Annotated in this window: 16 protein-coding genes; 5 read left to right on the forward strand and 11 right to left on the reverse strand. The window is 64.9% G+C overall.

The genetic code is table 11. The features are described from left to right. Nucleotides 1-11: 11 nt before the first annotated feature. From glgX to MacB4_RS00280, 8 genes are all read right to left on the reverse strand, one after another. A complete protein-coding gene (gene glgX, locus MacB4_RS00245; protein WP_206863914.1) occupies nt 12-2,183 on the reverse strand; it encodes a glycogen debranching protein GlgX in 2,172 nt (723 codons plus the stop codon). Further along, on the reverse strand, nt 2,176-5,544 hold the full coding sequence (treS, locus tag MacB4_RS00250; protein ID WP_206863915.1) for a maltose alpha-D-glucosyltransferase: 3,369 nt from the start codon (nt 5,542-5,544) through the stop codon (nt 2,176-2,178). The genes glgX and treS overlap by 8 nt, the downstream gene beginning before the upstream one ends. Before the next feature lie 201 nt (nt 5,545-5,745). After that, nucleotides 5,746-7,644 (reverse strand): heavy metal translocating P-type ATPase, encoded by a 1,899-nt coding sequence (locus tag MacB4_RS00255; RefSeq protein ID WP_206863916.1) that lies wholly within the window; start codon nt 7,642-7,644, stop codon nt 5,746-5,748. Then, a complete protein-coding gene (locus MacB4_RS00260; protein ID WP_206863917.1) occupies nt 7,641-10,865 on the reverse strand; it encodes an efflux RND transporter permease subunit in 3,225 nt (1,074 codons plus the stop codon). Before MacB4_RS00260 ends, MacB4_RS00255 begins: the two co-directional genes overlap by 4 nt. 76 nt (nt 10,866-10,941) lie before the next feature. Beyond that, complete coding sequence (locus MacB4_RS00265) at nt 10,942-14,160, reverse strand: efflux RND transporter permease subunit (protein WP_206863918.1); 3,219 nt, start codon at nt 14,158-14,160, stop codon at nt 10,942-10,944. A 49-nt stretch (nt 14,161-14,209) separates the two neighbouring features. Then, complete coding sequence (locus MacB4_RS00270) at nt 14,210-15,052, reverse strand: efflux RND transporter periplasmic adaptor subunit (protein ID WP_206863919.1); 843 nt, start codon at nt 15,050-15,052, stop codon at nt 14,210-14,212. A gap of 111 nt (nt 15,053-15,163) precedes the next feature. Next, entirely contained in the window at nt 15,164-16,429 is a 1,266-nt protein-coding gene (locus tag MacB4_RS00275) for a TolC family protein (protein ID WP_206863920.1), read from the reverse strand. Further along, nucleotides 16,426-17,760: a TolC family protein gene (locus MacB4_RS00280; RefSeq protein WP_206863921.1), complete on the reverse strand. Its 1,335-nt coding sequence runs from the start codon at nt 17,758-17,760 to the stop codon at nt 16,426-16,428. The genes MacB4_RS00275 and MacB4_RS00280 overlap by 4 nt, the downstream gene beginning before the upstream one ends. Nucleotides 17,761-17,907: 147 nt before the next feature. Here MacB4_RS00280 and gpmA point away from each other — a divergent pair, with 147 nt between their 5' ends. Both gpmA and MacB4_RS00290 read left to right on the forward strand, forming a co-directional pair. Continuing rightward, nucleotides 17,908-18,657 carry a 2,3-diphosphoglycerate-dependent phosphoglycerate mutase gene (gpmA, locus tag MacB4_RS00285; protein ID WP_206864876.1) on the forward strand — a complete coding sequence of 250 codons (750 nt, stop codon included), beginning with the start codon at nt 17,908-17,910 and terminating at the stop codon, nt 18,655-18,657. Nucleotides 18,658-18,712: 55 nt separating this feature from the next. Then, nucleotides 18,713-20,296 (forward strand): hydantoinase B/oxoprolinase family protein, encoded by a 1,584-nt coding sequence (locus tag MacB4_RS00290; protein ID WP_206863922.1) that lies wholly within the window; start codon nt 18,713-18,715, stop codon nt 20,294-20,296. On the opposite strand, the gene MacB4_RS00295 is transcribed toward MacB4_RS00290, so the two are convergent. Next, complete coding sequence (locus MacB4_RS00295; protein WP_206863923.1) at nt 20,293-20,916, reverse strand: gamma-glutamyl-gamma-aminobutyrate hydrolase family protein; 624 nt, start codon at nt 20,914-20,916, stop codon at nt 20,293-20,295. The genes MacB4_RS00290 and MacB4_RS00295 overlap by 4 nt on opposite strands. Before the next feature lie 110 nt (nt 20,917-21,026). On the opposite strand from MacB4_RS00295, the gene MacB4_RS00300 reads away from it, so the two are divergent. The 3 genes from MacB4_RS00300 to MacB4_RS00310 all read left to right on the forward strand — a co-directional run bounded on the left by MacB4_RS00300 (nt 21,027) and on the right by MacB4_RS00310 (nt 23,836). Beyond that, the gene (locus MacB4_RS00300; RefSeq protein ID WP_206863924.1) at nt 21,027-21,413 is read left to right on the forward strand and encodes a DNA polymerase ligase N-terminal domain-containing protein; all 387 of its coding nucleotides are present in this window, start codon (nt 21,027-21,029) and stop codon (nt 21,411-21,413) included. Between the two features lie 219 nt (nt 21,414-21,632). Next, complete coding sequence (locus MacB4_RS00305) at nt 21,633-22,478, forward strand: trans-aconitate 2-methyltransferase (protein WP_206863925.1); 846 nt, start codon at nt 21,633-21,635, stop codon at nt 22,476-22,478. Between the two features lie 5 nt (nt 22,479-22,483). Beyond that, nucleotides 22,484-23,836, forward strand: coding sequence for an aminotransferase class III-fold pyridoxal phosphate-dependent enzyme (locus MacB4_RS00310; protein ID WP_206864877.1), 1,353 nt, complete (start codon nt 22,484-22,486; stop codon nt 23,834-23,836). Nucleotides 23,837-24,022: 186 nt separating this feature from the next. On the opposite strand, the gene MacB4_RS00315 is transcribed toward MacB4_RS00310, so the two are convergent. Together MacB4_RS00315 and MacB4_RS00320 are read right to left on the reverse strand one after the other, a co-directional pair. Next, on the reverse strand, nt 24,023-24,967 hold the full coding sequence (locus MacB4_RS00315) for a hypothetical protein (protein ID WP_206863926.1): 945 nt from the start codon (nt 24,965-24,967) through the stop codon (nt 24,023-24,025). A 13-nt stretch (nt 24,968-24,980) separates the two neighbouring features. Continuing rightward, complete coding sequence (locus tag MacB4_RS00320; RefSeq protein ID WP_206863927.1) at nt 24,981-25,418, reverse strand: hypothetical protein; 438 nt, start codon at nt 25,416-25,418, stop codon at nt 24,981-24,983. Nucleotides 25,419-25,454 lie beyond the last annotated feature (36 nt).

A 25,454-nucleotide genomic window follows, 5' to 3' on the forward strand; every position in this document is an offset into this window, starting at 1 on the left:
GACGCCGGACCTTAGTCGCCGGCGATGGGTTCCAGAAACTCTCCGGGCGGCAGCGGCTCTGCCGGACGCTCCCCTCGGAAGAGGGCGCTGCTATGCCCTTCGAGCGTGTACTCGAGCCCGGCATCCAGCGGATCCGGCGCCAAGATTGGCCGGGCGGTGTCGAGCATTCGCTCCCAGCGCAGCCCCTCGCGCCGCTTGGGGAGCACGAAGCGAACCGGGGTCTCGGAGGCGTTGAAGAGCGCGAGCATCGAGCTCCCCTCGACCGGGTTGCCGAACTCGTCGACCACCCCGGTCAAGTCTCCGGAAAGGCGTACTCCCAGGAACTTGACCGAAGGGGCGGTCCACTCCGATTCGTCCATGGGCTTCCCGGAGGGTCCCAGCCAGACCACGTCGCGGATCTCCATGCCGTGGATCGATCTTCCTTGAAAGAAGTGGCGCCGGTGAAAGACCGGCTCCTTGCGCCGCAGCCAGATGAGCTTCTGGACCAGCTGGATGAAAAAGAGCTTCTCCTTCGTCGGCTCCCAGTCGAGCCAGGAAAGTTCGTTGTCCTGACAATAGGCGTTGTTGTTGCCCGACTGGCTCTGACAGAGCTCATCGCCCGCCCGGACCATCGGCACTCCTTGCGAGGTGAGGAGGGTGAGCCAGAAGTTGAGCTTCTGCTTGGTGCGGAGGGCCAGGACCCCAGGATCCTCCGTTGGCCCTTCCACCCCGCAGTTCCAGCTCCAGTTGGCGTCGGTGCCGTCACGGTTTCCCTCCCCGTTGGCCTCGTTGTGCTTCTGCTCGTAGGCAACCAGGTCCTGGAGGGTAAAGCCATCGTGGCAGGTGAGGAAGTTGATGCTCGCGTAGGGGCGCTTTCCGCTCGCCTCGTAGAGGTCGCTCGACCCGGCCAGCCGAGTCGCGAACTCCGAGACGAGCCCGCCCTCCCCCTTCCAGAACCGGCGAATGCAGTCCCGATATTGCCCGTTCCATTCCGCCCAGCCGACGGGAAAGTTCCCGACCTGGTAGCCGCCCGGCCCAAGATCCCAAGGCTCGGCGATCAGCTTGACGCGGGAGAGGACCGGATCCTGGTGAATGAGATCGAAGAAGGCGGAGAGCCGATCGACCTCGAAGAACTCCCGGGCCAGGCTGCTGGCCAGATCGAAGCGGAAGCCATCGACGTGCATCTCGGTCACCCAGTAGCGGAGGCTGTCCATGATGAGCTGGAGCACCCGCGGATGGCGCATGTTGAGGGTGTTGCCGGTACCCGTGAAATCGACGTAGTAGCGGAGCTCTTCCGGGGAAAGCCGGTAGTAGGAGAGATTGTCGATGCCCCGGAACGAGAGGGTGGGTCCGAGGTGGTTCCCTTCCGCCGTATGGTTGTAGACGACGTCGAGGATGACCTCGATCCCGTGAAGATGGAGGGATCGGACCATCGACTGGAACTGCTCGGTGTGGGTGAGGCTGCAGTCTCGGACCGCGTAGCGGGAATCGGGGGCGAAGAAGGCGATCGTGTTGTAGCCCCAGTAGTTGGAGAGCCCCCTTTCGACCAGCACCCGTTCATCGACGTGATGATGGACCGGGAGGAGCTCGATCGCCGTGATGCCAAGCTCCAGGAAGTAGCGGATCATCTCGTCGTGAGCCAGGCCGAGGTAGGTGCCCCGGAGCTCGGGCGGGATCTTCGGATGGCGCTGGGTCAGCCCTTTGACGTGGGCTTCATAAATGATCGTCTTGTGCCAGGGCACCCGTGGAAGGCGATCCTCTCCCCAGGGAAAGACGGTGTGGGCGACGCGGGCCAAGGGGACGAAGGAGGCATCGTCCCGGGAATCGAGCGCGAGATCCTGGTCTGGATGGCCGATCGGATAGCCGAAAAGGGTGTCGTCCCACCGCAGATCCGCACCGATCTCTCGGGCATAGGGATCGAGGAGGACCTTGCTCGGATTGAATCGATGACCGTGCGAAGGCTCGTAGGGGCCAGAGATCCGGTAGCCGTAGAGCTGACCCGGCAGCATTCCGGGAACGTAGACGTGCCAGACCTCGCCGGTCCATTCTTCCACGGGGATCCGTTGGGCTTCGCGCCGGTCTTCGGAATAGAGGCAGAGCTCGACCTTGCTTGCGGCCGCAGAGAAGAGGGCGAAGTTGACTCCTCGGCCGTCCCAAGAGGCTCCCAAGGGGTAGGGGTTCCCCGGCAAGAATCGCTCAAACATAGATCTGGTGCTCCAACACCGTGTTGAGGAAGCGGAGCCGGGCGGTCGTCGCCTCGGGCTCCCAATGGAGCGCAAAGTCTAGCTCGGAGAGACCGCGCTCCACAAGGCAGAACCCAAGGAGCCGAGCCGACTCCTCCGGGGAAGCGGGGCAGCAGGGAGCCTCGCCCATCGCTTCGCGGTAGCTCCGCCAGAGCACATGGCTCGCGTAGAACCACCAGCCTTCGGCTGCCGCTTGCATCCAGGGATGATCGGTCTCGGGAAGGCTGCCGTTCCGGTTGAGCGCGGCGAAAGCCGCAGCGTAGAGGGAGGTGATGAGGCTGGCGACATCCCGGTGTGCGGGACGCTTGAGCCGCCGCTCCGAGAGGGGCCGGTAGAACTCCCCCTCGAAGTCGGCGATCACGAAGTCCTTCCCGGTGAAGCGGAGCCGCCCGAGATGATAGTCTCCATGAACGCGGATCTTGGTGGCGCGGATCACGGGTCCGAGGAAGGAAGCCAGAGCCTTTTCCAGCGGGTCCGAGATCGCCTGCCATTCCCGCCGCTCGGACTCTTCCGGACGGAGGTCAAACCAGCGGCCGACGCGCCGGTGGGTTTCGAGCGCCACCTGGAAGAGGGAACGCTGGGACCAGGGGGTGAACGCTTCCGGGGAAAATGCCGGGTCGGTCGTTTCGCTTGCGAGGGCTCGATGCATCTCCGCGGTTCGTCCGCCCAGAAGACGGAGCTGCTCGCAGAAGACGCCTTCGATCAGGTGAACCGTCTCTTGCGGCCAGCTTTCCGGTGCTGAGCGCAAGAGTGGGGAAAAATCGGCCAGGACCGATCGCTGACCCAAGGCTCTCTCCAGGAACCGGCTCGCCGCATCGAGCGCCAGGCACCAGCCATCGGCTTCAATGGGCGGGAATTCCTGGAGGAGCGCCAGGGCGATGACGCCCCCCTGCCGCCGTTGAAGGTCGAGTGTTCCCGCATAGCGTGGCACGAAAGGAGGGGAAAGCCGATGCTCTCCCAGGTAGCGGGCCATCTCGACATCCGGATTCGGGCCCTCCTCGAGCTTCGCGTAGCATCGCAGGGCGAGCCTCTTCTCGTAGAGCACCGTGCGGCTCTGTCGGGCTGGGGGGAGAAGCTCCGATTCGGTGGGAAGGTCTCCCTTCCGGCGGAGATCCTCCAGGAAAGCTGCGGGCCGTGCCTGGATGACACCGGTCTGCAAGGAGAGGCGCCTGCGGGAAGCCAGCCAGTCGAGCACCCAGGCGCGGAAGGCGGGGTCCAAGAAGGCATCGATCAAAACACCGGTCTTTCCGTCGCGCGCATACCGGGCGAAGACCTTCTGCGGCTCCTTCGCGAGGAGGCGTTCGGCCTCCTCCCCCTCGACGGGAAGCCAGCCGCAGAACGCAAGCCCGGCTTCTCCCTCAGAGTAGGAGAGGCGAAAGAGGACCGCTTGCACCGGCTCCCCCAAGGAGCGGAGGGTTTCGACCTCGAGGGCATCCTCCGCGACCGCTTGGGTGAGCCTCCGAGGGGACCGTGTGGACCAGCGCTCGTGGGCGAGATAGTCGGGCAAGGCTTCCCCCGCAAAGGCTCGTCCCCGGTCCGAAAGCCAAAATTCGATGCTCGGCGGTTCTGGGAGCACTGCGATCCGTTCTCGGGAGCTCGAAGGAGTTGCCGTCGGAGGATGGAGCTCGAACCAGAAGTGGCCGTAGGGACCGAGCGTAAAGGTGTAGGGTTGGTCGGTGATCTCGGGAAAGCGCATGCGCCCGAAGACCTCCTCGGGAGCCGAACCCAGGAAGCTTGCGAGCGGAAGTTGCGCCACCTGGCTGAACCGGGAGAGGTTGATGACTACGAGGATGTGCTGCTCTCCGTCGGAGCGGAGGAAGGAGAGCACCTTCGGGTTCTGGGAATGGACGAACTGGAGGGTTCCTCGGCGGAAGGCCGAGAAGCGCTGGCGCATCGCGATGACCCGCCGTGTCCACCAGAGCAGGGAGGAGAGGTTGTTCTCCTCGAGCTCCGCGTTGATCGTCTCATAGTGATATTCCGGATCGATGATGACCGGAAGATAGAGCTTTTGCGGGTTGGCTCGGGAAAAGCCGGCGTTCTTGTCCGCGCTCCATTGCATCGGCGTGCGCACGCCGTCGCGATCCCCAAGGTAGATGTTGTCGCCCATGCCGAGCTCATCCCCGTAATAGAGGATCGGCGTGCCAGGCAGGGAGAAGAGGAGGACCATGAGCAGCTCGATCTTCCTCCGGTTGTTTTGCAGGAGCGGAGCGAGCCGCCGGCGGATGCCGAGGTTGAGGCGGGCGCGCCGATCCTTGGCATAGACCCGGAACATGTAGTCGCGCTCCTCGTCGGTCACCATCTCGAGGGTCAGCTCGTCGTGATTCCGGAGAAAGGTCGCCCAACGGCAGCCCGCCGGGATTTGCGGCGTCTGCTCCAGGATGTCGACGATCGGGTAGCGCTCCTCCATATGCATCGCCATGAAGAGGCGAGGCATGACGGGGAAATGAAAGGCCATGTGGCATTCGTCGCCCTGGCCGAAGTAGGCCGCCGCATCCTCCGGCCATTGATTGGCCTCCGCCAGCAGCATCCGGTTGGCATAGCGGCTGTCGATGTAGCGGCGCAGCTCCTTTAAGAAGGCGTGACTTTCGGGGAGGTTTTCGCAATTGGTTCCCTCGCGCTCGAAAAGATAGGGCACCGCGTCGAGCCGGAGGCCGTCGACGCCCAAGCCGAGCCAGAAATCGATCACCGCCAGGACTTCCTTCTGAACCTCGGGATTATCGTAGTTCAAGTCGGGCTGATGGGAGTAGAAGCGGTGCCAGAAGTAGGCGCGGGCCGTCGCATCCCAGGTCCAATTCGAGCTCTCGAAGTCCTGGAAGATGATCCGGGCCTGGGTGTAGCGATTCGGGGTGTCGCTCCAGACGTAGTAGTTCCGCCAGCGGCTCTTGGCGGGAGCGCGTCGCGCCCGCTGGAACCAGGGGTGCTGGTCGGAGGTGTGATTGAGGACGAGCTCGGTGATCACGCGGATCTTCCGGCGATGGGCCTCTTCCAGGAAGCGGACGAATTCCTTCAGGGTTCCATAGTTTGGATGGACGCCGTAGTAGTCGGCGATGTCATATCCGTCGTCGCGCAGCGGCGAGGGGTAGAAGGGGAGGAGCCAGATGGCGGTGATCCCCAGCTTGTTCAGGTAATCGAGCCGATCGACCAGGCCCACGAAGTCACCGATGCCATCGCCGTTTCCATCGGCGAAGGCCTTCACATGCACCTCGTAGATGACGGCGTCGAGCCACCAGTGAGGGGGAGGCTCAACCAGGGGTGCCGCCAAGACGCCATGGCGCTTGCGCCTTCGCGGCGGAGCTGGAAGCGCGGGTCTTGCTATTTCCATACGACATTCATGGCTCAGCCGGCGCTTTCATCGCCTGACCGTCCTCAGATTGGTGCTTCATTTTGTGGCAAAGGGCAAGCGGTTCGCTCGGCCTCGGAGCGGACCCTGGCTGGAAAACCAGACCCGGGACGCGCTGCCGCGAAGGCCGCGCGATTGGATCGGCAAGCCGATTCGAGCCGTCGGCATCATGCGACCTTCCCCTCACAAATCATGGAGGATTCGTGGAGGTAGGGCGGCGCGAAGCGCGTTCCCGATGGCGAGGATGTCGATCAGCTCCTGGGCGATTGCGCCTTCGACGGGGGTTAGCCGGCCGCCCGCCGCGACCAGCATGCCGCCCAGGCTCAGCAACATGCCGCCGATGGCGCTCTGCAGCGCAATCCTCCGCATGCGCCGGCTGATGTGGAGGAACTCGTCGACCTTTCGCAGTGAGTTCTCCAAGGAGACCACGTCGGCGGCTTCGGCGGTGACGTCGGCATGCTGCCCGATTGCCATACCGACCGTGGCCGCCATCATGGCCGGGGCATCGTTGATCCCATCGCCGACGTAGAGCGTCTTGGCTCGCGTCGTCTCCTTCCGCACGAGCGCCAGCTTTTCTTCCGGCGTCTGACCGGCGTGGAGCTCCCGGATGCCCACTTCCTCGGCGAGATAGCGGACCTCGGATTCGCGGTCCCCGGAGACGAGAATCGTCCGGTGGAGCTGGTGCTTGGGCCCCAGATGGGCCACGAAGGAACGGCTCTCGCGGCGCGGCGTGTCCCGGAAGCGGCACGCGGCGGCATAGCGGCCCCCGATCCAGACGATGCACTCAAGGCCGCCGGAAGAAGGTGGGAGCTCAGCTTCCTCGATCTCTGCCGCGGTGAGCCGGGAGCGTCCGATAATCCGTACCCGGCGCCCAGCGACCACTCCGGTGAGCCCCTGACCGGGCGGCTCGCTCACCTCCGAAGCCTCGGGCGGGGCGACTCCCTCTTCCCGGGCGGCGGCGAGGATCGCGCGCGCGAGTGGATGCTTCGAATAGCGTTCGACGCCCGCTGCGGCCTCCAGCACCTCCCTTCGGCAAAAACCCTCCCCGATAGCGAGGTCGGTTAGTCGAGGCTCGCCATAGGTGAGCGTACCGGTCTTGTCGAAAAGGGCGGTTCGGCATTGAGTCACCTGCTCGAGCGCCGCCGGAGCCTTGACGATGATCGATCGGCGGGCACAGAGGGAGATCGCGCCGATGATGGCCACGGGAATAGCAAGGATGAGCGGGCAGGGAGTCGCGATCACGAGCACGGCCAGAAAGCGGACCGGCTGGCCGGTGAAGAGCCAAGTCGCCCCGGCGAGGGCGACCGCTGCGGGAGTGTAGTAGACGGCGAGGGTGTCCGCGAGACGGCGAAGCCTTGGGCGCTCCTGTTCGGCCCGAGCCATCACGGCCATGATTTTCGCGTAGCGGGAATCCTCGGCCAGGCGAGTCGCCCGCACGGTCAGCGCCGATTCCCCGTTGACCGCGCCCGAGAGGACTGCGGCACCCGAGGTCTTCCGGATCCGAAAAGGTTCGCCCGTCAGGTAGGCCTCGTCCATCTCTCCCTGCCCTTCGATGACGATGCCATCCACTGGGCAGGTCTCATGGGGAAAAACGACGAGCCGATCGCCGATGCGAACCGTCGAGAGGGGGGCCTCCTCGAGCCCGGAGGGCCCCTTCCGATGGACGGTCGAAGGCATCCGCCTGGCCAGGGCGCGCAATACCGAGGAGGCCTCTCCCGCAGCGAAGCTTTCCAAGAGCTCTCCCCCCGAGAGCATGAGCACGATGATCGCCCCGGCGAGGTATTCCCCAAGGAAGAGCGAGGCAACGATGGAGAGGCCGGCGAGGAGATCCGATCCGAGCTCGCGTCGGAGCGCTTTCTTCCCTAGCTCATACACGAGCGGAAGCCCGCCCGCTCCCAGTGCGAGCAGAAGTGGAGCGTCGTAGAGGCTCGTTTGTGATCGGAACCCGAAGCGGAGCGCCAGATGGAGAGCGATGGCGATCAGGGTCAAGGTGGCAACCAGCCCGTTTCGGTGGCGGAGCAGCCGGAATGCCGGCCGGCGCGCATCGGACCTGCCTGCAGAAGGAGGAAGGACTGGCTTCACGAAGGCTCTTCCGCCGGGGCGATGCGTGGCTCTTGAGAATCGGAGGCGGAGATCCCATCTCCTGCCGTCGGGCGCCCCGGAGGTGCCACCTTTCTGCGGTCCCGCTCCGTCCAGGAGTAGAGGGCTGGCAGGAGGAGGAGGGAGAGGAGGGTCGAAGAGAGGACGCCCCCGATGACCACGAGGGCGAGGGGGCGCTGGACTTCGGCCCCGGCACCCTGCGCCAGCGCCATGGGAAGGAAGCCGAGGCTTGCGACGGCGGCGGTCATGAGCACGGGGCGCAAGCGGATCTGGCAGCCTTCCCAGACCGACTCGCGCACGGTCTTGCCTTCGCTCCGCAGCTGGTTGAAGAAGGAGATCAGGACGAGCGAGGCGAGGGTGGCGATGCCCGAAAGGGCGATGAAGCCGACGGCGGCCGAGAGGCTGAAGGGCAGGTTCATGAGCCGGAGGGAAAAGATCCCTCCGGTTGCCGCAACGGGGACGCTGACGAGCACGAGCAGGGTCTGCCGCACGCTGCCGAGGGCCGTATAGAGAAGGAAAGCGATGAGCAGGAGGCCCGCAGGGACGATGACGGCCAGCCGGGCCTGCGCATGCACCAGGTTCTGGTACTGACCGCCGAACTCGAGGAAGTATCCCGCCGGAGGATGCACGGTGCGGAGAATGCGTGCCTTCGCTTCGCGCACGAAGCCTTCCAGGTCCCGGCTGCCGAGGGTCACCTCCAGCACTTGGTAGCGGATTCCGCTCCCTCGGTGGATCATCCGAACCCGGTCCCGCACCGCGTAGTCGGCGACTTCACCGAGCGGAAGCAGGCCCCCGCTTTCGCTGCGGACCGGAAGCCGGAGAACCCGCTCGGGATCGCTCCTTTCCGCTTCCGGGAGGCGGATGACGATCGGGTAGCGGCGCTCCCCGTCGATGATGGTCCCGACCGTCTCTCCCCCGACGCCCGAGCCGATCGCGCTGTTGATTTCCGCGGACTCGACGATGTATCGCTCCATCGCTGCACGGTCGGGAACGTATTCTAAGGAGGGACAGCGGCCCGCCGATTGAAACTCGACCTCGAGGGCGCCCGGGATCGTCCGGAGAATTTCCTGGGTGCGCCTCGCCAGGCCTTCCAGCACATCATAATCGGGTCCGAACCACTTGACGGCCAGCTCCGCGCGCTGGCCCTCGAGCATGTCGTTGAAGCGCATCTCGATCGGCTGGACGAAGAGCATGGTCTGTCCAGGGACGCGCATCTCCACCTCCTGGGAGATGATCTCGATCAATCTCTCCCGGTCGATCGGGCGTCCGTTCTCCTTGCGCCATTGCGAGCGGGGCCGGAGCATCATGTAGAGGTCGTTCTCATTGGGAGGCATGGGATCGGTCGCGATCTCGGAGGTGCCGGTCCGCGAAAAGAGAAGGTCCGCCTCCGGGATGCGGGAGAGGAGCATCTGCTCGGTTGCCTTTTCGATGGCGACCGAAGCTTCCAGGCTGACCGAGGGCGCCTTGTAGAATTCGATCGTGAAGGCTCCCTCGTCGAGACGCGGGACGAAGACCGATCCCATGCGGCTCAGCGTCCAGAGAGCGAGGGCGAAGGCCGCAAAGGAGCCGCCGACCACCAGAATTCCACCCCGCCCGAGGGTCCATCGCAGGATGGGAAGATAGGCGCTCCGAGCGAGACGGATGAGCCAGGTCTCCCGGCCGGAGGGGTTCTCTCGGAGAGAGACTGCGGCGGCGGCGGGAACGTAGGTGAGGGCGAGGAGGAGAGATCCCGAAAGGGCGAGGATGACCGAGAAAGCCATCGGACGGAACATCTTCCCCTCGATCCCTCCCAAGGAAAGGATCGGGACGTAGACCACGGTGATGACGAGCACGCCGAAGAAGACCGAAGGTCCGACCTGCTCGGCAGCGAAGAGGACGGCGGAAAGCCTCTGCCGGGAGCTCAACGGGTGCATGCGGCGGTGATACCGCCGGGAGAGCTCGCGCAGGGCGTTGTCGACGAGAACGACCGCACCGTCGACGAGCAAGCCGAAGTCGAGAGCGCCCAGGCTCATCAAGTTGGCGGAGATCTGCAGGGGACCCATGGCCAGAAGCGCAAAAAGAAAGGAGAGCGGGATCACGGAGGTGACCAGCAGGCTGGCCCGGACGTCGCCCACCAGGAGAAAGAGGACGCCGACGACGAGCAGGGCGCCCTCGGCGAGGTTTTGGACGACCGTTTGAATCGTCCGGCCGACCAGCTCTGACTGATCGTAGAGAATCCGCATGTCGACGGACGGAGGAAGCCGCTTCCGGATTTCGGCCATCTTTTCCTTGACACGGGTCGCGACGGCCCGGGCGTTCTCCCCGATCAGCATGAGCACGGTGCCGACCACCGCCTCCTTGCCGTTGACGGTCGCCGCTCCCGTGCGGATGTTCGGTCCGACCGCGACCCTCGCCAGATCGCCGACCAGGAGCGGACGGGGGCTCCCCGCATATTTGATCGGGAGTTGCTCGATCTGCTCCAGGCTTTCGACTCGGCCGAGCGATCGGACGAAGAGCTGCTGTCCTGTCTCGTCGACGACCGCCCCTCCCGCGTTCTGCACGTTCTTGCCGACGAGCGAGGCGAGCTCAGGAACGGTCAATCCGGCGTGGAAGAGGCTTTCGGCGGAGGGCGAGACGACGATCAGCTTTTCGAAGCCGCCGCTGGTGTTGATGTCGGCCACTCCCTGGACCATGCGGAGAAGGGGCTTGACCGTGTATTCCTGGAGCAGCCGCAGCTCCATGAGCTGGAGCATCTCGGTCGGAGGCTTGTCCTTGGCTTCCGGACGGTATTCGAGGGAGTAGTAGAGAATTTCTCCCAGGCCGGTGGCCATTGGGGCGAGCGTTGGGCTCAGGTCACGCGGAAGCTTGGCCTGCACCGCAAGCAGCCGCTCGCTGACGAGCTGCCGGCTCCGGTAGATGTCGGTGCCGTCGCGGAAGATCAGCGTTACCTGGGAGAGGCCGAACTTGGAGAGCGAGCGCATCACCTCGAGCCGGGGGATTCCCGCGAGCTCGACCTCCAAGGGGAAGGTGACGAGCTTTTCGATCTCCTCCGGCGCCAGCGAAGGGACGACGGTATTCACCTGCACCATGGGGTTGGTGATGTCGGGAACCGCGTCGATGGGGAGGCGGAGAGCCGCCCAGAGGCCGAGGACCAAGAGAGCGGCCGAGGCGAAGAAGATCCATTCGCGCCGACGGATGGCAAGACGGAGCAGAGCGTGGATCACGATGCCCTCCGGACCGTGGGCAGGCCATCGCTTCCGGCCGAGCCGGAGGGCGAGGAGGCGAAATGATCCTCAGGCTTCATCCCTCGGGAGAGCGAGGAATCGGTTCCCCGGCGAACGGGCGCGGCGCTCCGTCGGCGAGCCGCTGGCTCTTGCGTCGGCGAGCGCGCTCCCGCCATCCTTCCGTCCAGGAATAGAGGGTGGGCAAGAGAAGAAGGGAGAGAAGGGTGGAGGAGAGGATGCCGCCGATGACGACGATCGCCAGAGGCCGCTGGACCTCTGCCCCCGCGCCTTGGGCCAGCGCCATCGGCAAGAAGCCGAGGCTCGCCACCGTGGCGGTCATGAGGATGGGACGGAGGCGGATCTGGCAGCCTTCCCAGACGGCTTCGGCGACTCCGTGCCCTTCCGCTCGGAGGTGGTTGAAGAAGGAGACCAGCACCAGGGCGGCCAGCACGGCAATTCCGGAGAGGGCGATGAAGCCGACGGCGGCCGAGAGGCTGAATGGCAGCCCGGCCCATTGCAGCGCGAAGACCCCGCCGGTGATGGCGACCGGCACGCTCGCGAGCACGAGTGCGGTCTGGCGGAAGTTCCCCAGGGCCGTGAAGAGCAAGAAGAAGATGAGCAGGAGAGCTGCGGGAACGATCACCGCCAGCCGAGCCTGCGCGCGAAGGAGATTCTGGTACTGGCCGCCAAATTCGAGGAAGTAGCCCCGCGGAACCTGGATCTCCCGGGAGATGCGGCTCTGGGCTTCCCGAACGAAGCCGGCCACGTCCCGGCTGCCCAAGGTGACCTGCACCGGCTGGTAGCGGATTCCTCCCGAGCGGTGGATGATCCGCACCCGGTTTTCGACACTATACTTGCCGACCTCACCCAGCGGAAGGAGCCCTCCTGATTCGCTTCGCACGGGGAGCCGGAGGATCGCCTTGGGGTCGGAGCGCAAGGCTTCGGGAAGCCGTACGACGACGGGATAACGCCGCTCTCCGTCGATCATCATCCCCACCACTTGCCCACCCATCGAAGTAGCCACTGCGGCGTTGATCTCGCCGGCTTCCACCGTGAACCGGCCCATGGCCGCCCGGTCGGGCGCGAACTCGAGCGAGGGAGCGCGGCCCGCCGACTGCATCTCCACGTCGATCGCTCCGGGAATCTTCTGCAAGATCTCCATGGTCTTTGCCGCCAGGGGCTCGAGGACGTCGAAGTCGGACCCATACCATTTTGCGGCCAAGTCGGCCTTTTCTCCCTCCAGCATCTCGTTGAAGCGCATCTCGATCGGCTGGCCGAAGACCATCCCCTGCCCGGGAGCCCGCGTGGCAATCTCCTCTTGAATGATCTCGATCAACCGATCCCGGCTGATCGGCTTCCCGCCCTCCTTGCGCCACTCCTCCGGCGGACGGAGGATCAAGTAGGTGTCATTCTCGTTCTGGGGCATCGGATCGGTGGCGATATCCGGGGTTCCCGCTCGGGAGAAGATGAGCGTGATCTCGGGAACGCGAGCGAGCAGCATCCTTTCGGTCTCCTTTTCCATCTCCATCGAGGCGGGGAGTCCCATCGACCAGGTCTTGTAGACCATCACGGTGAAGGATCCTTCGTTGAGCCGCGGCACGAAGACCGCCCCCAGCCGGCTCAAGGTGAAGAGAGAGAGCGCAAAGAGGCCGAAGACCGAGAGTACGACGATCGGCCCTCCCCATCCGAGCGTCCACCGGAGCGCCGGGGTGTAGAGCGCCCGCGCCCATCGGATCAGCGGGCTTTCCCGATCGTGGAGCGTCTTTGCGAGCCAGAGCGATGCCCCGGCGGGAACATAGCTGAGGGCGAGCAGCAGGGAGCCGGAGAGGGCCAGGATGACGGTCAGCGCCATCGGCCGGAACATCTTTCCTTCGATTCCGCCCAAGGCCAGGATCGGAAAATAGACGACGGCGATCACCAGCACGCCAAAGAAGACGGAGGGGCCGACCTGCTCGGCGGCTCCGAGTATGGCCGACTGGCGCTCGGCGGGGGTGAGCGTCCGACCGAGCTGCGCCTGGCGACGGGCGACCTCGCGGATCGTGTTTTCCACGATCACCACCGCTCCGTCGACGAGCAGGCCGAAGTCGATCGCCCCCAGGCTCATCAGGTTCGCCGAAACATGGAGGGGACGCATGAGGCAGATCGCAAAGAGAAACGAGAGGGGGATGACCGAGGCGACGAGCAGGCTGGCGCGGACATTGGTGATCAGGAAAAAGAGGACACCGATGACGAGGAGCGCCCCTTCCGAGAGGTTCCGAATGACGGTGTGGATCGTCCGCTTCACCAGGTCCGATTGATCGTAGACGATCCGAAGCTCGACCCCGGGAGGAAGGCGCTGCTGGATTTCCGCCATCTTCTCCTTGGCGCGTCCGGCAACGGTCAGTGCATTTTCTCCAATGAGCATCAGGACGGTTCCGAGGACGGTCTCCTTGCCGTTGAAGGTTGCCGCTCCCGTCCGGATGTTGGGTCCGACGGTTACCCGTGCGAGATCGCTGACGAGGATCGGCTTGGCCGATCCCCCGTACTTGACCGGCAGCCGTTCGATCTGCGTCAGGTCCTCGACCCGGCCAAGAGAGCGGACGAAGAGCTGCTGCCCCGCCTGGTCGATGACGGCACCCCCCACGTTTTCCACATTCTTTCCGACCAGGGAGGCGAGCTCGGAGGCGGTGATGCCGGCGTGGAAGAGGCTCTCCGGGTTCGGCTCGACCAGGATCAGCTTCTGGTAGCCGCCGCTCGTATTGATGTCCGCCACTCCCTGGACCATGCGCAGAAGGGGCTTGACCGTGTATTCCTGCAGGAGGCGTAGCTCCATGAGGCGGAGCATCTCGGTGGGTGGCTTCTCCTTCGCATCCGGTCGATAGTCGAGCGTGTAGTAGAGGATCTCGCCCATTCCCGTGGCGATCGGCGCCAGCGTCGGGGTCAGATCGCGGGGGAGCTTGGCCGCCGCCGTCAGGAGCCGCTCGCTGACCAGCTGCCGACTCCGGTAGAGGTCGGTTCCGTCCCGGAAGATCATCGTGACTTGGGAGAGCCCGAACTTGGAGAGCGAGCGCATTGTCACCATGCCGGGAATGCCGGAGAGCTCGATCTCCAGAGGAAAGGTGACCAGCTTCTCGATCTCCTCGGGGGCCAAGGCCGGAACGGCCGTATTGACCTGCACCATGGGGCTGGTGATGTCGGGGACTGCGTCGATGGGAATCTGGAGCGCGGACCAGCAGCCAGCACCCAGCAGTCCGACCGCGGCGGAGAGGATCAGTCCCCTCCGCCGCAGCGCAAAGCCCAAAAGTCGCCGAATCATTGCGTGCTCCCCGAGCGAGGAAGGGGCCTGAGCATAGCGCAATCCGTCCTCATTCGGAACCCCGGGTCAAGCCCTGGCGGAGCGAAAGCTCGAGAAGCCAGAGATCTTCGGCTCCGTGCGAGACCACGGGAGTGCCGGCGGGCGGGTCTCCCACGATCGCGACTAGCCCATCGGTCGAAAAGGAGAGGGTAATTGGCGTGCGCCGATAAAACCGGCCATCCCAGACGTAGACGAAGTTCCCTTCGGCGGTTGCCAGGAGGGCGCTCTGGGGGACCGCAAGATGGGAGGCATCGCTCCCGAGCGGCGTGGTGAATTCGATCCAGGTGCCCACCGGGAAGTCGCTCGAGGGATCGGGAAACTCGATCAGGAGCTCCGCCTGCCCGGTCACCGGAACGAGCTCCTGGTCGATTTGAAAGATCTTCCCCGACCTCTCGGTCCCCTCCTGCGGAGGCTGACCCTTGTGGCGCAGGCGGACCAGATTGCCAACCTTGAGCTTTTCCGCCGTCCGGGGATCGATGAACACCGTGGCGTAAGCGAGGCCCGGCCGAGTCGAGCTGCTTGGCTGCGCTCGTTCCGCGGCCCCTTGGTAGACTTGGGCGCTGCCGCTCAGCTGTGGGGTCAGGTCGTGGACGATCACCGGAGCCGTCTCGATCCGCAGGGCTTTGCGCGTCACCTCGCTCAGCAGAAGCCCCTTGCCCGCGACGAGCTGGGGAGGGGGATCGGCTTCCTTCTTCGGGCACGCCTGCTCGAACGGAATCTTCGGCTCCCCCGAAGAGGAGCGATCGGTAGAGCCCGCGCCTTCAGCGGCCCGGCCCGGAAGTGGTGGGAGAACCAGCCAGGCGCAGAGTGCCCAGCCGAGGCCCTTCCGGCTCGCAGTGAGGAAGGCGATCATGGTCCTTAGGCAGCCTCTTTCGGAGCCATCCTTCAGGCCCGCTGTCCCGGTCCCCTCTGGGCGGCACGGGAACTTGGCGTCGGAGGCGCAACGATCATGGCTGGAGCGAGGTTACCGGGGAGCAAGCGTCGCCCCCGCGGTCAGGTTCTCAAGATTGAGCAGCGCCGTCTGGAGGTCGAGGGCGGCCGTGTAGAGCGCCTGGGCGGAGGTGAGATACTGGCGCTGCATCTCAAGGAAGGTCTGTACCGGGATCGCCCCGAGCCGATACTGCCGGTCGGCCAGCTCCGCGGCGCGCCTCAGCCGGGAAATGACGTCGTGGGATTGCTGGGAGAGCTGTTTGCGGGCCGTCAGGTAGGTAGCGAAGGAGGCGGCCACCGCACTCTGGACGCTCCAGATCGCCGACCCATGCAGCGCTTCGGCTTGCCGTCGCTGCGCTTCCGCGGTCAGGATGTTGCCCTTGTTGTCGTTCCAGAAGGGCAGGCCGCTCGTGAAGACGATGCCGGGTCCCTGGTCGAAGTTGGTCCCCTTTTCCCCGATCCAGAATGGGCCGACCGAAAAGTCGGGAAGGGCCGCGAGCTTGGCCGCGTCGAGCGACTTGGCGGCCCGGTCGATTTCGGTTTGGCGCATGAGGAGAGCGTAGTTGCGGTCCTTGGCCTGTGCCTGCAGGGTGGGCAGGCTCAGGGAGGGGGCTTCCGCCGGGGGGAAGATCGTGTCGGGCACCGGCGTCGTCGCAGGTCGGGCACGGAGGGCATTGATCTGGGATTGGATCGCTCTCCGGTTCTGCTCGAGCTCGCGCGCCAGCCGCTGGAGATCGACCAGGCTTCCTTCCAGGATACGGAGATCGAGATAGCCCTGGACGCCGGCGCTCGGGCGGCGGCGCAGGAAGTCGACCAGGCTGGCCGCTCGCTCCGAGATCTCGCGCGCGATGCGCGAGTTGGCTGTGGCGACACCGAGCCGGTAGGCCAGCGTCCGCACCTGCATGGCGAGGCTCAGACGAAACTGCTGGAGCCCGAGCTCGGCGACGCGGACGTCCCTCTCCGCGATCGCCTTGGCCAGCGACATCTTTCCGGGGAAGAAGACGGGCTGGTAGATCGCGTATTCCTGCATCCAGCCGGTAGCCGTTCCACCCCTGGTCGGCGTGCTGTACCAGGGGCCTGCGAACCCTTCGATCTGGGGGTAGGGGACAATCCCCGCCTGAACCGCCTGCCCCTTCGCGGCCGCGATCGCCCCTGCGTAGTAGGTGACTTCGGGGTTGCGCGTCAACGCCTCCGCCACGAGTGCCTCAAGGGCGCTTTGGGGCTGGGGCTCCGCCGCCCGGGCGACAAGGTCTGTGGCGGCCAAGAGCAGGAAGGAGAGGAAGGCACACGTTCCCTTCATTCAGGGAAACCCTTGGCCGGCAACTCTCCTCCCGTCAAGAAGAAGAGGTCGAGCCAAGCGAGCGTGGCATCAAGCCGAGCGGCGAGCACCGTGCGGAAGGCGGAAAGGTACTGCTGCTGGGCCGCAAGGAAGCGGTGGACGTCGATGGCCCCGATCCGATACTGCCGCTCGGCGAGCGCGGCGGCTTCCCGGAGGGAGGCGATCAGGCTGGGCGGCTGGAGTACCAGCTGACTTCGCGTCGCCTCATAGGCGGAGAAACGGGCGAAGAGGAGGCTTTGCGCATTGCGCTCGGCGGCCGGGAAGAGAGCCATCGCCTGCTCTTCCATCGCCTGGGCGGTCGCCAGGTTGCCCCGTTGGTTGGCCCAGGCGACGCCCTCGATGCCGGGGATCTCCGCCTTTCCGACGGGCAACCCGACGGTGAGCGTGATGCCTGGGCCCGCATCGAAGTTGACCCCTTGGTAGGCCATCCAGAATGGTCCCATGGCAAAGTCGGGATAGCCGGCAATCTGCGTCGCCTTCCGCTGCTGACGAGCCCGATCGATCATCACCCGATGGATCTCCAGGAGGACGTTGTGTCGCTGTACCTGGGAGAGGAGGCGCTCGAGCGAGAGCGGAGGAAAGGACTCCCAAGGGAGCAGGAACTCCGGCACGGGCGTTTCCGCCGCCCGTCCCAAGTAGGCGTTGAGCTGCGCGATGAGCGACCAGCGGCTCTCCTCGAGCCACCGGACCTCCTGCTGGAGGCCGATCAGGCTCCCCTCGAGGATGCGGGAGTCGAGGTATCCGAGGATACCCGCCTTGGGACGCTTCTCCAAAAAGGCGACCACCGAGGCGGTTCTCTCCTCGATCTCCCGGGCAGCTCCCGCGCTGGCCACGGTGACCGCGATCTGTTGGGCGAGGGAGCGGACGGAGACCTCGAGAGAGAGGCCGAACTCCTTGAGCAGAAGCTGCGCAAGCAGAACGTCTCGTCGGGCGACCGCCTTGCGAAGAGAGACCTTGCCCGGAAAATAGAAGGGCTGCAGGATCTCGAACTCCTGCTGGTAGCCGAGCACCGTCTGCCCCCCGCTCCCGCTGCTCAGATAAGGTCCCACGAAAGCGATCAACTGAGGCTTGGGGACCATTCCCACCTGAACGAACTGTCCTTCGGCGGCCAGGATCGCCGCCTCGTAGGAGCGATAATCGGGATTCTCGGCTCGAGCTTCGGCGACGAGGGCGCTCAAGACCGTCTCCCGCGGTAGTTCCGCCTCCGATCCGGGAGAGGCGGCGAGAAGCAAGAGGGAGCCGAGTGCCAGAGGCCTTGCGGCTCGCGGGAGGAGGGAGTGCTTGCGTTTCACGGGAAGCCGTCTGCCTTGAGAATCTCCATCTATAAAGAGGGGCGGAGACGCGGGAAAGGCTCTTTTCCGGGGGGGCAGCCTGGAGAGGAGCCGTGTCGCCTCGTCGGCTGCTTGACGCCGACTCTCTCTGGCAGCTACAAGAAACGGGTGAGTTTCCGCCTGGTCTTGCTGCGCCATGGAGAGAGTGTCTGGAACCAAGAGAATCTCTTTACCGGCTGGATGGACGTCGACCTGTCCGAACGGGGGAAGGAGGAGGCGCTCCGGGCGGGCGAGCGGCTCAAGCGCGATGGCTTTCGTTTCGATGAAGCCTATACCTCCGTCCTGAAGCGCTCGATCCGTACCCTTTGGAGCGTGCTCGACCGGCTCGACCAGATGTGGCTGCCGACGGTCTGCGCCTGGCAGCTCAACGAGCGCCATTATGGTGCCCTCCAAGGTCTCAACAAGAGGCAGACCGCGCAAAAGTATGGGGAGGAGCAGGTGCTGCTCTGGCGGCGTTCCTACGATATTCGTCCGCCTCTGCTCTCTTCGGGCGATCCGCGCCATCCTCGCCACGATCCCCGCTATGCCTCGGTACCCCTCGAGGAGCTGCCCTCAGGCGAGAGCCTCAAGGACACGCTGGCGCGCGTCATCCCCTACTGGGAAAAGGAGCTTGCCCCCCGCATCCGGGCGGGCAAGCGGCTCATCGTCGTCGCTCACGGGAACAGCCTGCGTGCCCTCTTGAAGTACTTGGACAGGCTGTCGGAAGAGGAGGTTCTCCGGCTCAACGTTCCGACCGGCATGCCGCTGATCTACGAGTTCGATGCGGAGCTCCGGCCGGTCAGCCGTCGCTATCTGGCATCGGAGGACGAGGTCGCGAGCGCCTCGGCGAGCGTCGCTTCCCAAGGGCGGGCGCGGTGAGCGCCCCAATCGCGGGAACTTAGGGGAGAGGGCGGGCTCGGTGCCATCCGCAGAGATGAACCCGATCCAGCTCGAGATCTTCCGGGCGCTCTTCGTCTCGGTGGCGGAGGAGATGGGGAGCTCGCTGCGCCGGACCGCCTTTTCGCCCAACATCCGGGAGCGCTGTGACTACTCCTGCGCCCTCTACGAAGCGAGCGGCCGGCTTGCCGCCCAAGGGGATCATATGCCCGTTCATCTGGGCTCCATGCCGGTCGCCGTCCGGAGGGCGATTCAAGCCGTGCCGATGGGGCCGGGTGACGCGGTCATTCTCAACGATCCCTATGAGGGCGGAACCCACCTTCCCGATCTCACCTTGGTTACTCCGGTCTATGGCAAGGAAGAGGCGAGCGGGGCTCCTCTCTTCTATGTCGCCAGTCGCGCCCACCACGCGGACATTGGCGGAATGACCGCGGGCTCGATGCCGCCCTCCTCCGAGATCTTCCAGGAAGGGCTGCGCATCCCGGCCGTCAAGCTCGTGGAGGGCGGGAAGTGGAACCAGGCGCTGCTCCAAGTGATCCTGGCCAACGTGCGTACCCCGGGGGAGCGGGAGGGGGACCTGGCGGCCCAGCTCGCGGCGAACCGGACGGGCGAGGATCGGCTCCGGCAGATGCTGGCGCGGTATGGAAAGGAGCAGATGCAGCGGGCGGCCGAGGCGCTGATCGACTACACCGAGCGGATGGTGCGGAGGCGCCTGGCGGAAATTTCGGACGGCACCTACGAGGCTGTGGACTACCTCGATGACGATGGATTCTCCGAAGAACCGATTCCGATCCGGGTGGCGATCCGGAAGCGAGGCGAGGAGGCGCTCATCGATTTCACCGGCTCTGGCCCCCAGGTCCAGGGCAACGTCAACGCCGTCCTGGCGATCGCACTCTCCGCCGTCTCCTACGTCGTGCGCTCCTTGCTGGAGGAGGACGTCCCGGCGAATGCGGGGCTGCTCGCCCCGATCGAGGTCGTGGCTCCTCCGGGCTCGGTGGTCAACGCCCTCTTCCCGGCTGCGGTCGCCGCGGGAAACGTGGAGACCTCCCAACGGCTGGTCGATGTGCTGCTGCGGGCGCTGGGCCAAGCGCTGCCGGAACGGATTCCCGCCGCAGGAGGCGGAACGATGAACAACCTCACTCTCGGAGGAATCCACCCCGATTCCGGGTGCCCTTTCGCCTACTACGAGACGATCGCCGGGGGCATGGGCGGCGGACCCTCCGGGGACGGGGACAGCGGGGTCCACACCCACATGACCAACTCGCGGAATACGCCGGTCGAGGCACTCGAGCATGCGCTCCCGGTTCGCGTCGTCCGCTATCGGCTCCGGCGAGGTTCGGGGGGGGCCGGAAAGCATCGGGGCGGGGATGGGGTGATCCGGGAGATCGAGTTTTTGACCGACATGGATGTCACCCTCTTGTCTGACCGGAGGCGCTTCCCTCCTTACGGGCTGCAAGGGGGGGCGAGCGGAGCGCGCGGCGAGAACCTGCTCATCGACGAAGGAGGCGAGACTCCCCTGCCCGGCAAGATCAGCTTTCGGGCCAGGCGAGGCCAGATTCTTTCCATTCGGACGCCGGGAGGAGGCGGATGGGGCCGGCCTTCTCCGCCGAAGACGGCTTAAGCGGCTTGCCGCACGGCGGCGAAGAACCCTGCGAAGAGCGGGCGGTAACGAACGGGGTCCCGCTCCGGATGATACTGCACACCCCGAACGAAGCGGTAGCCGTCCACCCGCACCTGCTCGACGATCCCATCGAGCACGCACCAGGCCTCCGGAACCACGCCCGTTCCCAGCCGGTCGAGCGCCTGGTGGTGCGAGCTATTGACCAACGGGAATTGGAATTCGACTCCTTCCGCATGAGCCAAGGGCTGAACGTGAGCATCCTCCAGGTTCTCGTGGCCCGGCACATCGAGATGGAGGCTTCCCCCCAGGGCGACGTTGAGGAGCTGTGTCCCGCGGCAGATCGTGAGAACGGGAAGCTGCCGCTCCAATGCGGATCGGAGAGCAGCGAACTCCCACTCGTCCCGCTTGGGGTTCGGAGAGCGGATCTTCTCCGGGGCGTCGATCTCCTGGCCCAGGAAGGGAGCCGAAATATCGGCACCACCCGTGAGGAGGAGCCCCTGCCAGCCTTCGCAGGGCACCTCCTCGGCTCGAGCGTTGCGGAGCAAGAAGCCCTCGGGTTCGAAGATCCGCGCAAAAATCGGTTCGTCCTTCGCTCGGATCCAGGAGGCGATTGTCCACATAGGCGACGCGCGTCGGGGCAAGTCGGCTGAAGTCGGCTTCCTCGAAACTGGAGTACTTTTCCGATCGCAAGCAAGGGAAAATCAGCAAAGGATGGCAGATTGCCGCGTAAATGGCCTCACTCGACGACGGAATCTTCGTGATCCAGGAGCATTTCGCACGGACCCACCACTTCGACCTCCGGCTGGAGCGGGAGGGGGTGCTCAAAAGCTGGGCGCTTCCGAAGGGAGTGCCGGAAGAGGCGGGGGTGCGGCGCTTGGCCGTGGAGGTCGAGGATCATCCCCTCTCCTATGCAGCCTTTTCGGGAATCATCCCTCCCGGGCAGTACGGGGCGGGCGAGGTCCGGATTTGGGATCGGGGCGTCTACCGTGCCGAGGAGTGGGGTACGGATAAGATCGTCTTCGAGTTGCGCGGAGAGAGGATCTTCGGGAGCTTTGCCCTCATCCGCTTGAAGCGGGGGAGCGGGCAAAGCTGGATTCTTCTGCGCCGCCGGAAGTGAAGACGCTGCGTTCCGGACTCCGGCTTGTCTGGGTGCTTGGGTTTCCTTAGGATTTTTCCTGCCGTGGAGAGTGAGTCAACGAGTGGAGGACGGGGAGAGGGGCTTGGGCCGCTCGTGGGGTTTTTGGGGGTTGCCACCGGCATCTTCGATTTGCTGCAGGGGTCTGGAGCGCTCGGCTCCGAGGAGATCGCGTGCCGGACGGGATTGGATTCCGGGTATGTGAGAGTATTTTGTGAGGCCGGGTTTGCCTTCGGCTACCTGGAAGCAGACGGCGGCCGATTTTGCCTCGCGCCCGAGGCGGGAAATCTGGGAAGAGGCGGGCAAGATTCCTCGCTTGCCGCCGCGATCGAGGCGGTCTTTGCCCCTTCTGTCGCCTTGCGGTTGCTGCCGCTCTTTCGGACGGGCCAGCGCCCCGGTCCGGCGGCCTTGATCGATCCCGGAATTCTCCCCTGGTTCGGACGGTTCCTCGAGGAAAAGCATGCTCCGCTTTTCGAGGAGGAGATCGTTCCCGCCCTGCCGCTCTTCGCGGAGCTGGCAAAGCGGGAAGGACTCGTGATCGATTTGGGCTGCGGAAACGGCTGGCTGTTGCGGCGGCTGCTGGCCCGCCTGCCGCGGTGGCGCGGGCTCGGGATCGATTGCGAGGCGGCGCGGCTCGCTCAGGGGAGGGAGGCGGCCCACAAGGAGGGCCTTTCCGAGCGGATGGAGCTGGTCGAGGCTGACCTGCTCTTGTGGAGCGGCCCCGAGCCCGCTCATCTCGTCCTGGTGATCCGCGTGCTCCACCATCTCTGGCCCGAGCGGAAGCGGCTCTTTGCGCATCTCGATCAGATCGTGCGGGGGGATGGGATCCTCTTCCTCTGGGAGCCCTGCTGGCCAGAGGATCTCGCCTCCTTGCGCGATCCCATGCGACGGAGCCTTGCCTTTCAGAACCTCCACGAGTATGCCCAAGGGGCACGACTCCTTTCCTCCGCCGAGGTTATCCAGGTCGTCGAGGAGGCGGGATGGAAGGTCGCCGCCAGCCCGTTCGCGGGCGGTGCGGAACTGGTCGTGGTGGGCACAAGAACATGAGCCGAATGGGAAGCTGGGCAAAAGAGCTGTCGGAGATTCACTCCAAGCACGTCTTGACTCCTTGGTCGATCCAGAAGCGGGCCTCGGGTCCGATGATCGTCCGAGGCGAGGGGAGCTATTTGTATGATTCCGAGGGGAACCGCTACCTCGACTTGAGCGCTGGCCTGGTCGCTGTCAACCTGGGTCACGGAAAGAAGCAGGTGGTCGAGGCGATCCAGCAGCAGGCGGCGCGGCTCTGCTATGCCTCTCCCGCCTTTTTTAACGACCAGCGGGCGCTCCTCGCACAGGGGTTGAGCCAGTGCGCTCCGTGGCCGGAAGGGGCCCGGGTCTTCTTTACGACCGGCGGTGCCGAGGCCAACGAGGATGCGATCAAGATGGCGCGGATGATCACCGGTCGGCAAAAGATCCTCTCGACCTATCGCTCCTTCCATGGTTCTACCCTGGGTGCGAGTACGCTCACCGGAGAGTATCGGCGCTTTGCCGGCGAGCCAGGGATCCCGGGGGTGATTCACTTCTGGGGGCCCTATCCCTACCGGAGCCCGTTCTTTTCGGCAAGCGAGGCCGAGGAGACCGAGCGGGCCCTCCGCCATCTGGAGCTGGTCCTGCTCCACGAGGATCCGAGCCGGGTGGCAGCGATCGTGGTGGAGCCAGTCGTCGGCTCCAACGGGGTCCTGGTTCCTCCCAAGGGATATCTTGACGGGTTGCGCGAGCAGTGCCTCCGTCACGGCATCCTGCTGATCTTCGACGAGGTGATGACGGGCTTCGGCCGGTTGGGGGCCGCCTTCGGCGCGGCTCGCTTCGGGGTCATCCCCGATCTGATCACCTTCGCCAAAGGGGTGACTTCGGCCTACGTGCCGCTCGGGGGAGTCTTGGTACGGGAGGGGCTTGCGGCGACCTTCGATGAACAACAGCTCTGGTGCGGGCATACCTACTCGGGCCACCCACTCGCCGTGGCGGCCGGGCTGGGGGCGCTCTCCGCCTACCGCGATGAGAGGCTCTTCGATCGTGCGGGCTCGATCGAGGAATGGTTGCGCCGGGGGCTTCGGGAGCTGGAGAAGCAGAGTCCACTCGTCGGCGAGGTCCGTGGCGTGGGGGCCTTCTTCGGGGTCGAGCTGGTCCGCGACCGAACGACGCGCGAACCACTTTCCCTCTGGCACAAGCCGCCTTCTCCAGAGGTTCGCTGGCTCCAGCAGCAGTTGCTCTCCCGGGGTGTCTATCTCTTTTGCAAGCACAATGTGCTGCTCGTCGCGCCACCCCTCACGATCGCAGAGGAGGAGCTCCAGGCGGGAATCGAGCAGCTCGGCGAAACCCTCCGAAGGCTACGCGAAGAGCCATCGTTCGACCTCGGAAGGAGTTGAGCCGGCGAGATCGAGGAAGAGCGGGCGGAGAGCGGCTCCAAGACGAAGCTCCGCTTCCGTTTTGGAAGCCACCGGTTGAGTGGGACTCTTGGAGAGGAGGGCGCGCTGTGGACCGGCAGGGAGTGGGATTCCGTTCCCATCTCCCCAAAGCGCGATTTGCCTTCGGTGGGAAGGAGCCCATGGGTTCTAATCACCGGCCTCTTTTTTTGCTGCTGCAAAGTCGGCATCCACCCGTCCGTGGACTTCGTCGACCGCACGGGTCATCTGCTCATCTTTCATGGCACGGGCGAGAAAGACCAGGGCGTCATGGGCACCAAAGAAGCTGCTGCCCGGAAGCCTCGAGCTCATGGCCATCAGGGAAAAGGTGGGATAGGCGTTGGGTCCTTCCGCAAACTCGGCGATCTCTTGCCAAAACCAGCTCGGCATCCGGGAGAGCTTCCACTCTCCATCTTCGTCGAAAAAGATCCGCGCCAGAGCCTTGAGGAACTCGGCCGCCGACCAGCGGGCTTGGAGGACCTGGTGGAGCTTTTCAGGCCCCCACAGGGTGAAGAACGCGTAGTGCTCCTTGAGGATCCCAGCGAGTCCTGAATGACGGTTATGAATAGCGGTGCCAAGATCATGGAGCTCGTAGACGGCTTCCCGCTGGACTGGGGTGAGCCGCTCAAGGAAAGCCCCCGATCGGAAGGCATTCTCAGTCTGGAGAATTTGGTTCTGTTCCTCGTCGGGAAGATTGAGAAACTCCGGGGACCAGCTCATCCGCCAATAGGCGAGGGGATCGAGGATCGCCCGGGGAAGTTGGGCAAACTCGCGGGAGAGCTTTTCCCGGTACTGCAGGAGCTCCCACTCTCCGGCTTCGGTGGAGAGGTCGGGGAAAGGGACCGACCAACGGGAGCCGAGGTTCATGGCCCATCGCCCTTCGAGCGTCTTCAGCGCTTGGGCAAAGACCTTGGGATCGACCCGCTTGAGGAAGGAGAGCGTTTCGGGAATGCGAAGGGTTCGAAGCTCTTCGATCACGGCTTGCACCTCCGGGGAGGGTGGAGGAGAGGCTGGTTTCTCCTGGGCCATCGCACTGCTGACCAACCCGACGAGGAGGGTGAGGCGAAAGAAGCGATTGTAAAAGATCCTTTGCATCGGTATTTCCTTTTTACTCGCGTTTCTTCTCTTGCGATGGTGGCTGTGTATCCTTTCGCCACTGCTGCCTCCGTCTTACGGCATCGGGCAGGCTTTCCTCTGCCGGTCGATCTGGACGGATCGGAGCTCGATATGGGTCTTGGGCGGTTGCGGCGGCCTGCCGCTCGTTTGCCTGCTGGAAGCCCAAATGTGCAGCGCTATAGCCGGGGACAGCAGATTGGGCGAGGTATCCCTGGGGGCTCATCTGGTTTTGGGCAAGGGCGATCGAAGGCAAGTGGTACTTGGTTTCGAAGAGGTAGTTGAGTCCAGGATAGGTCTCGTCTGAAGCGGCTTCCAGGAAGTGCTCATTGGGAAGGAAACCGCTGTGGTCGCGCCCGGTAAACACCAGCACGCGGCCATGCGCGACATAGGGAGCGGCCGTGGCGCTGATTGACTGGTTGCGCTTGGTCATTCCATCTGCGCTCAGCGTATAGGCCAGGAGCTCTTC

The sequence above is a fragment of the Methylacidimicrobium sp. B4 genome, from assembly GCF_017310545.1.
Lineage (GTDB): Bacteria > Verrucomicrobiota > Verrucomicrobiia > Methylacidiphilales > Methylacidiphilaceae > Methylacidimicrobium.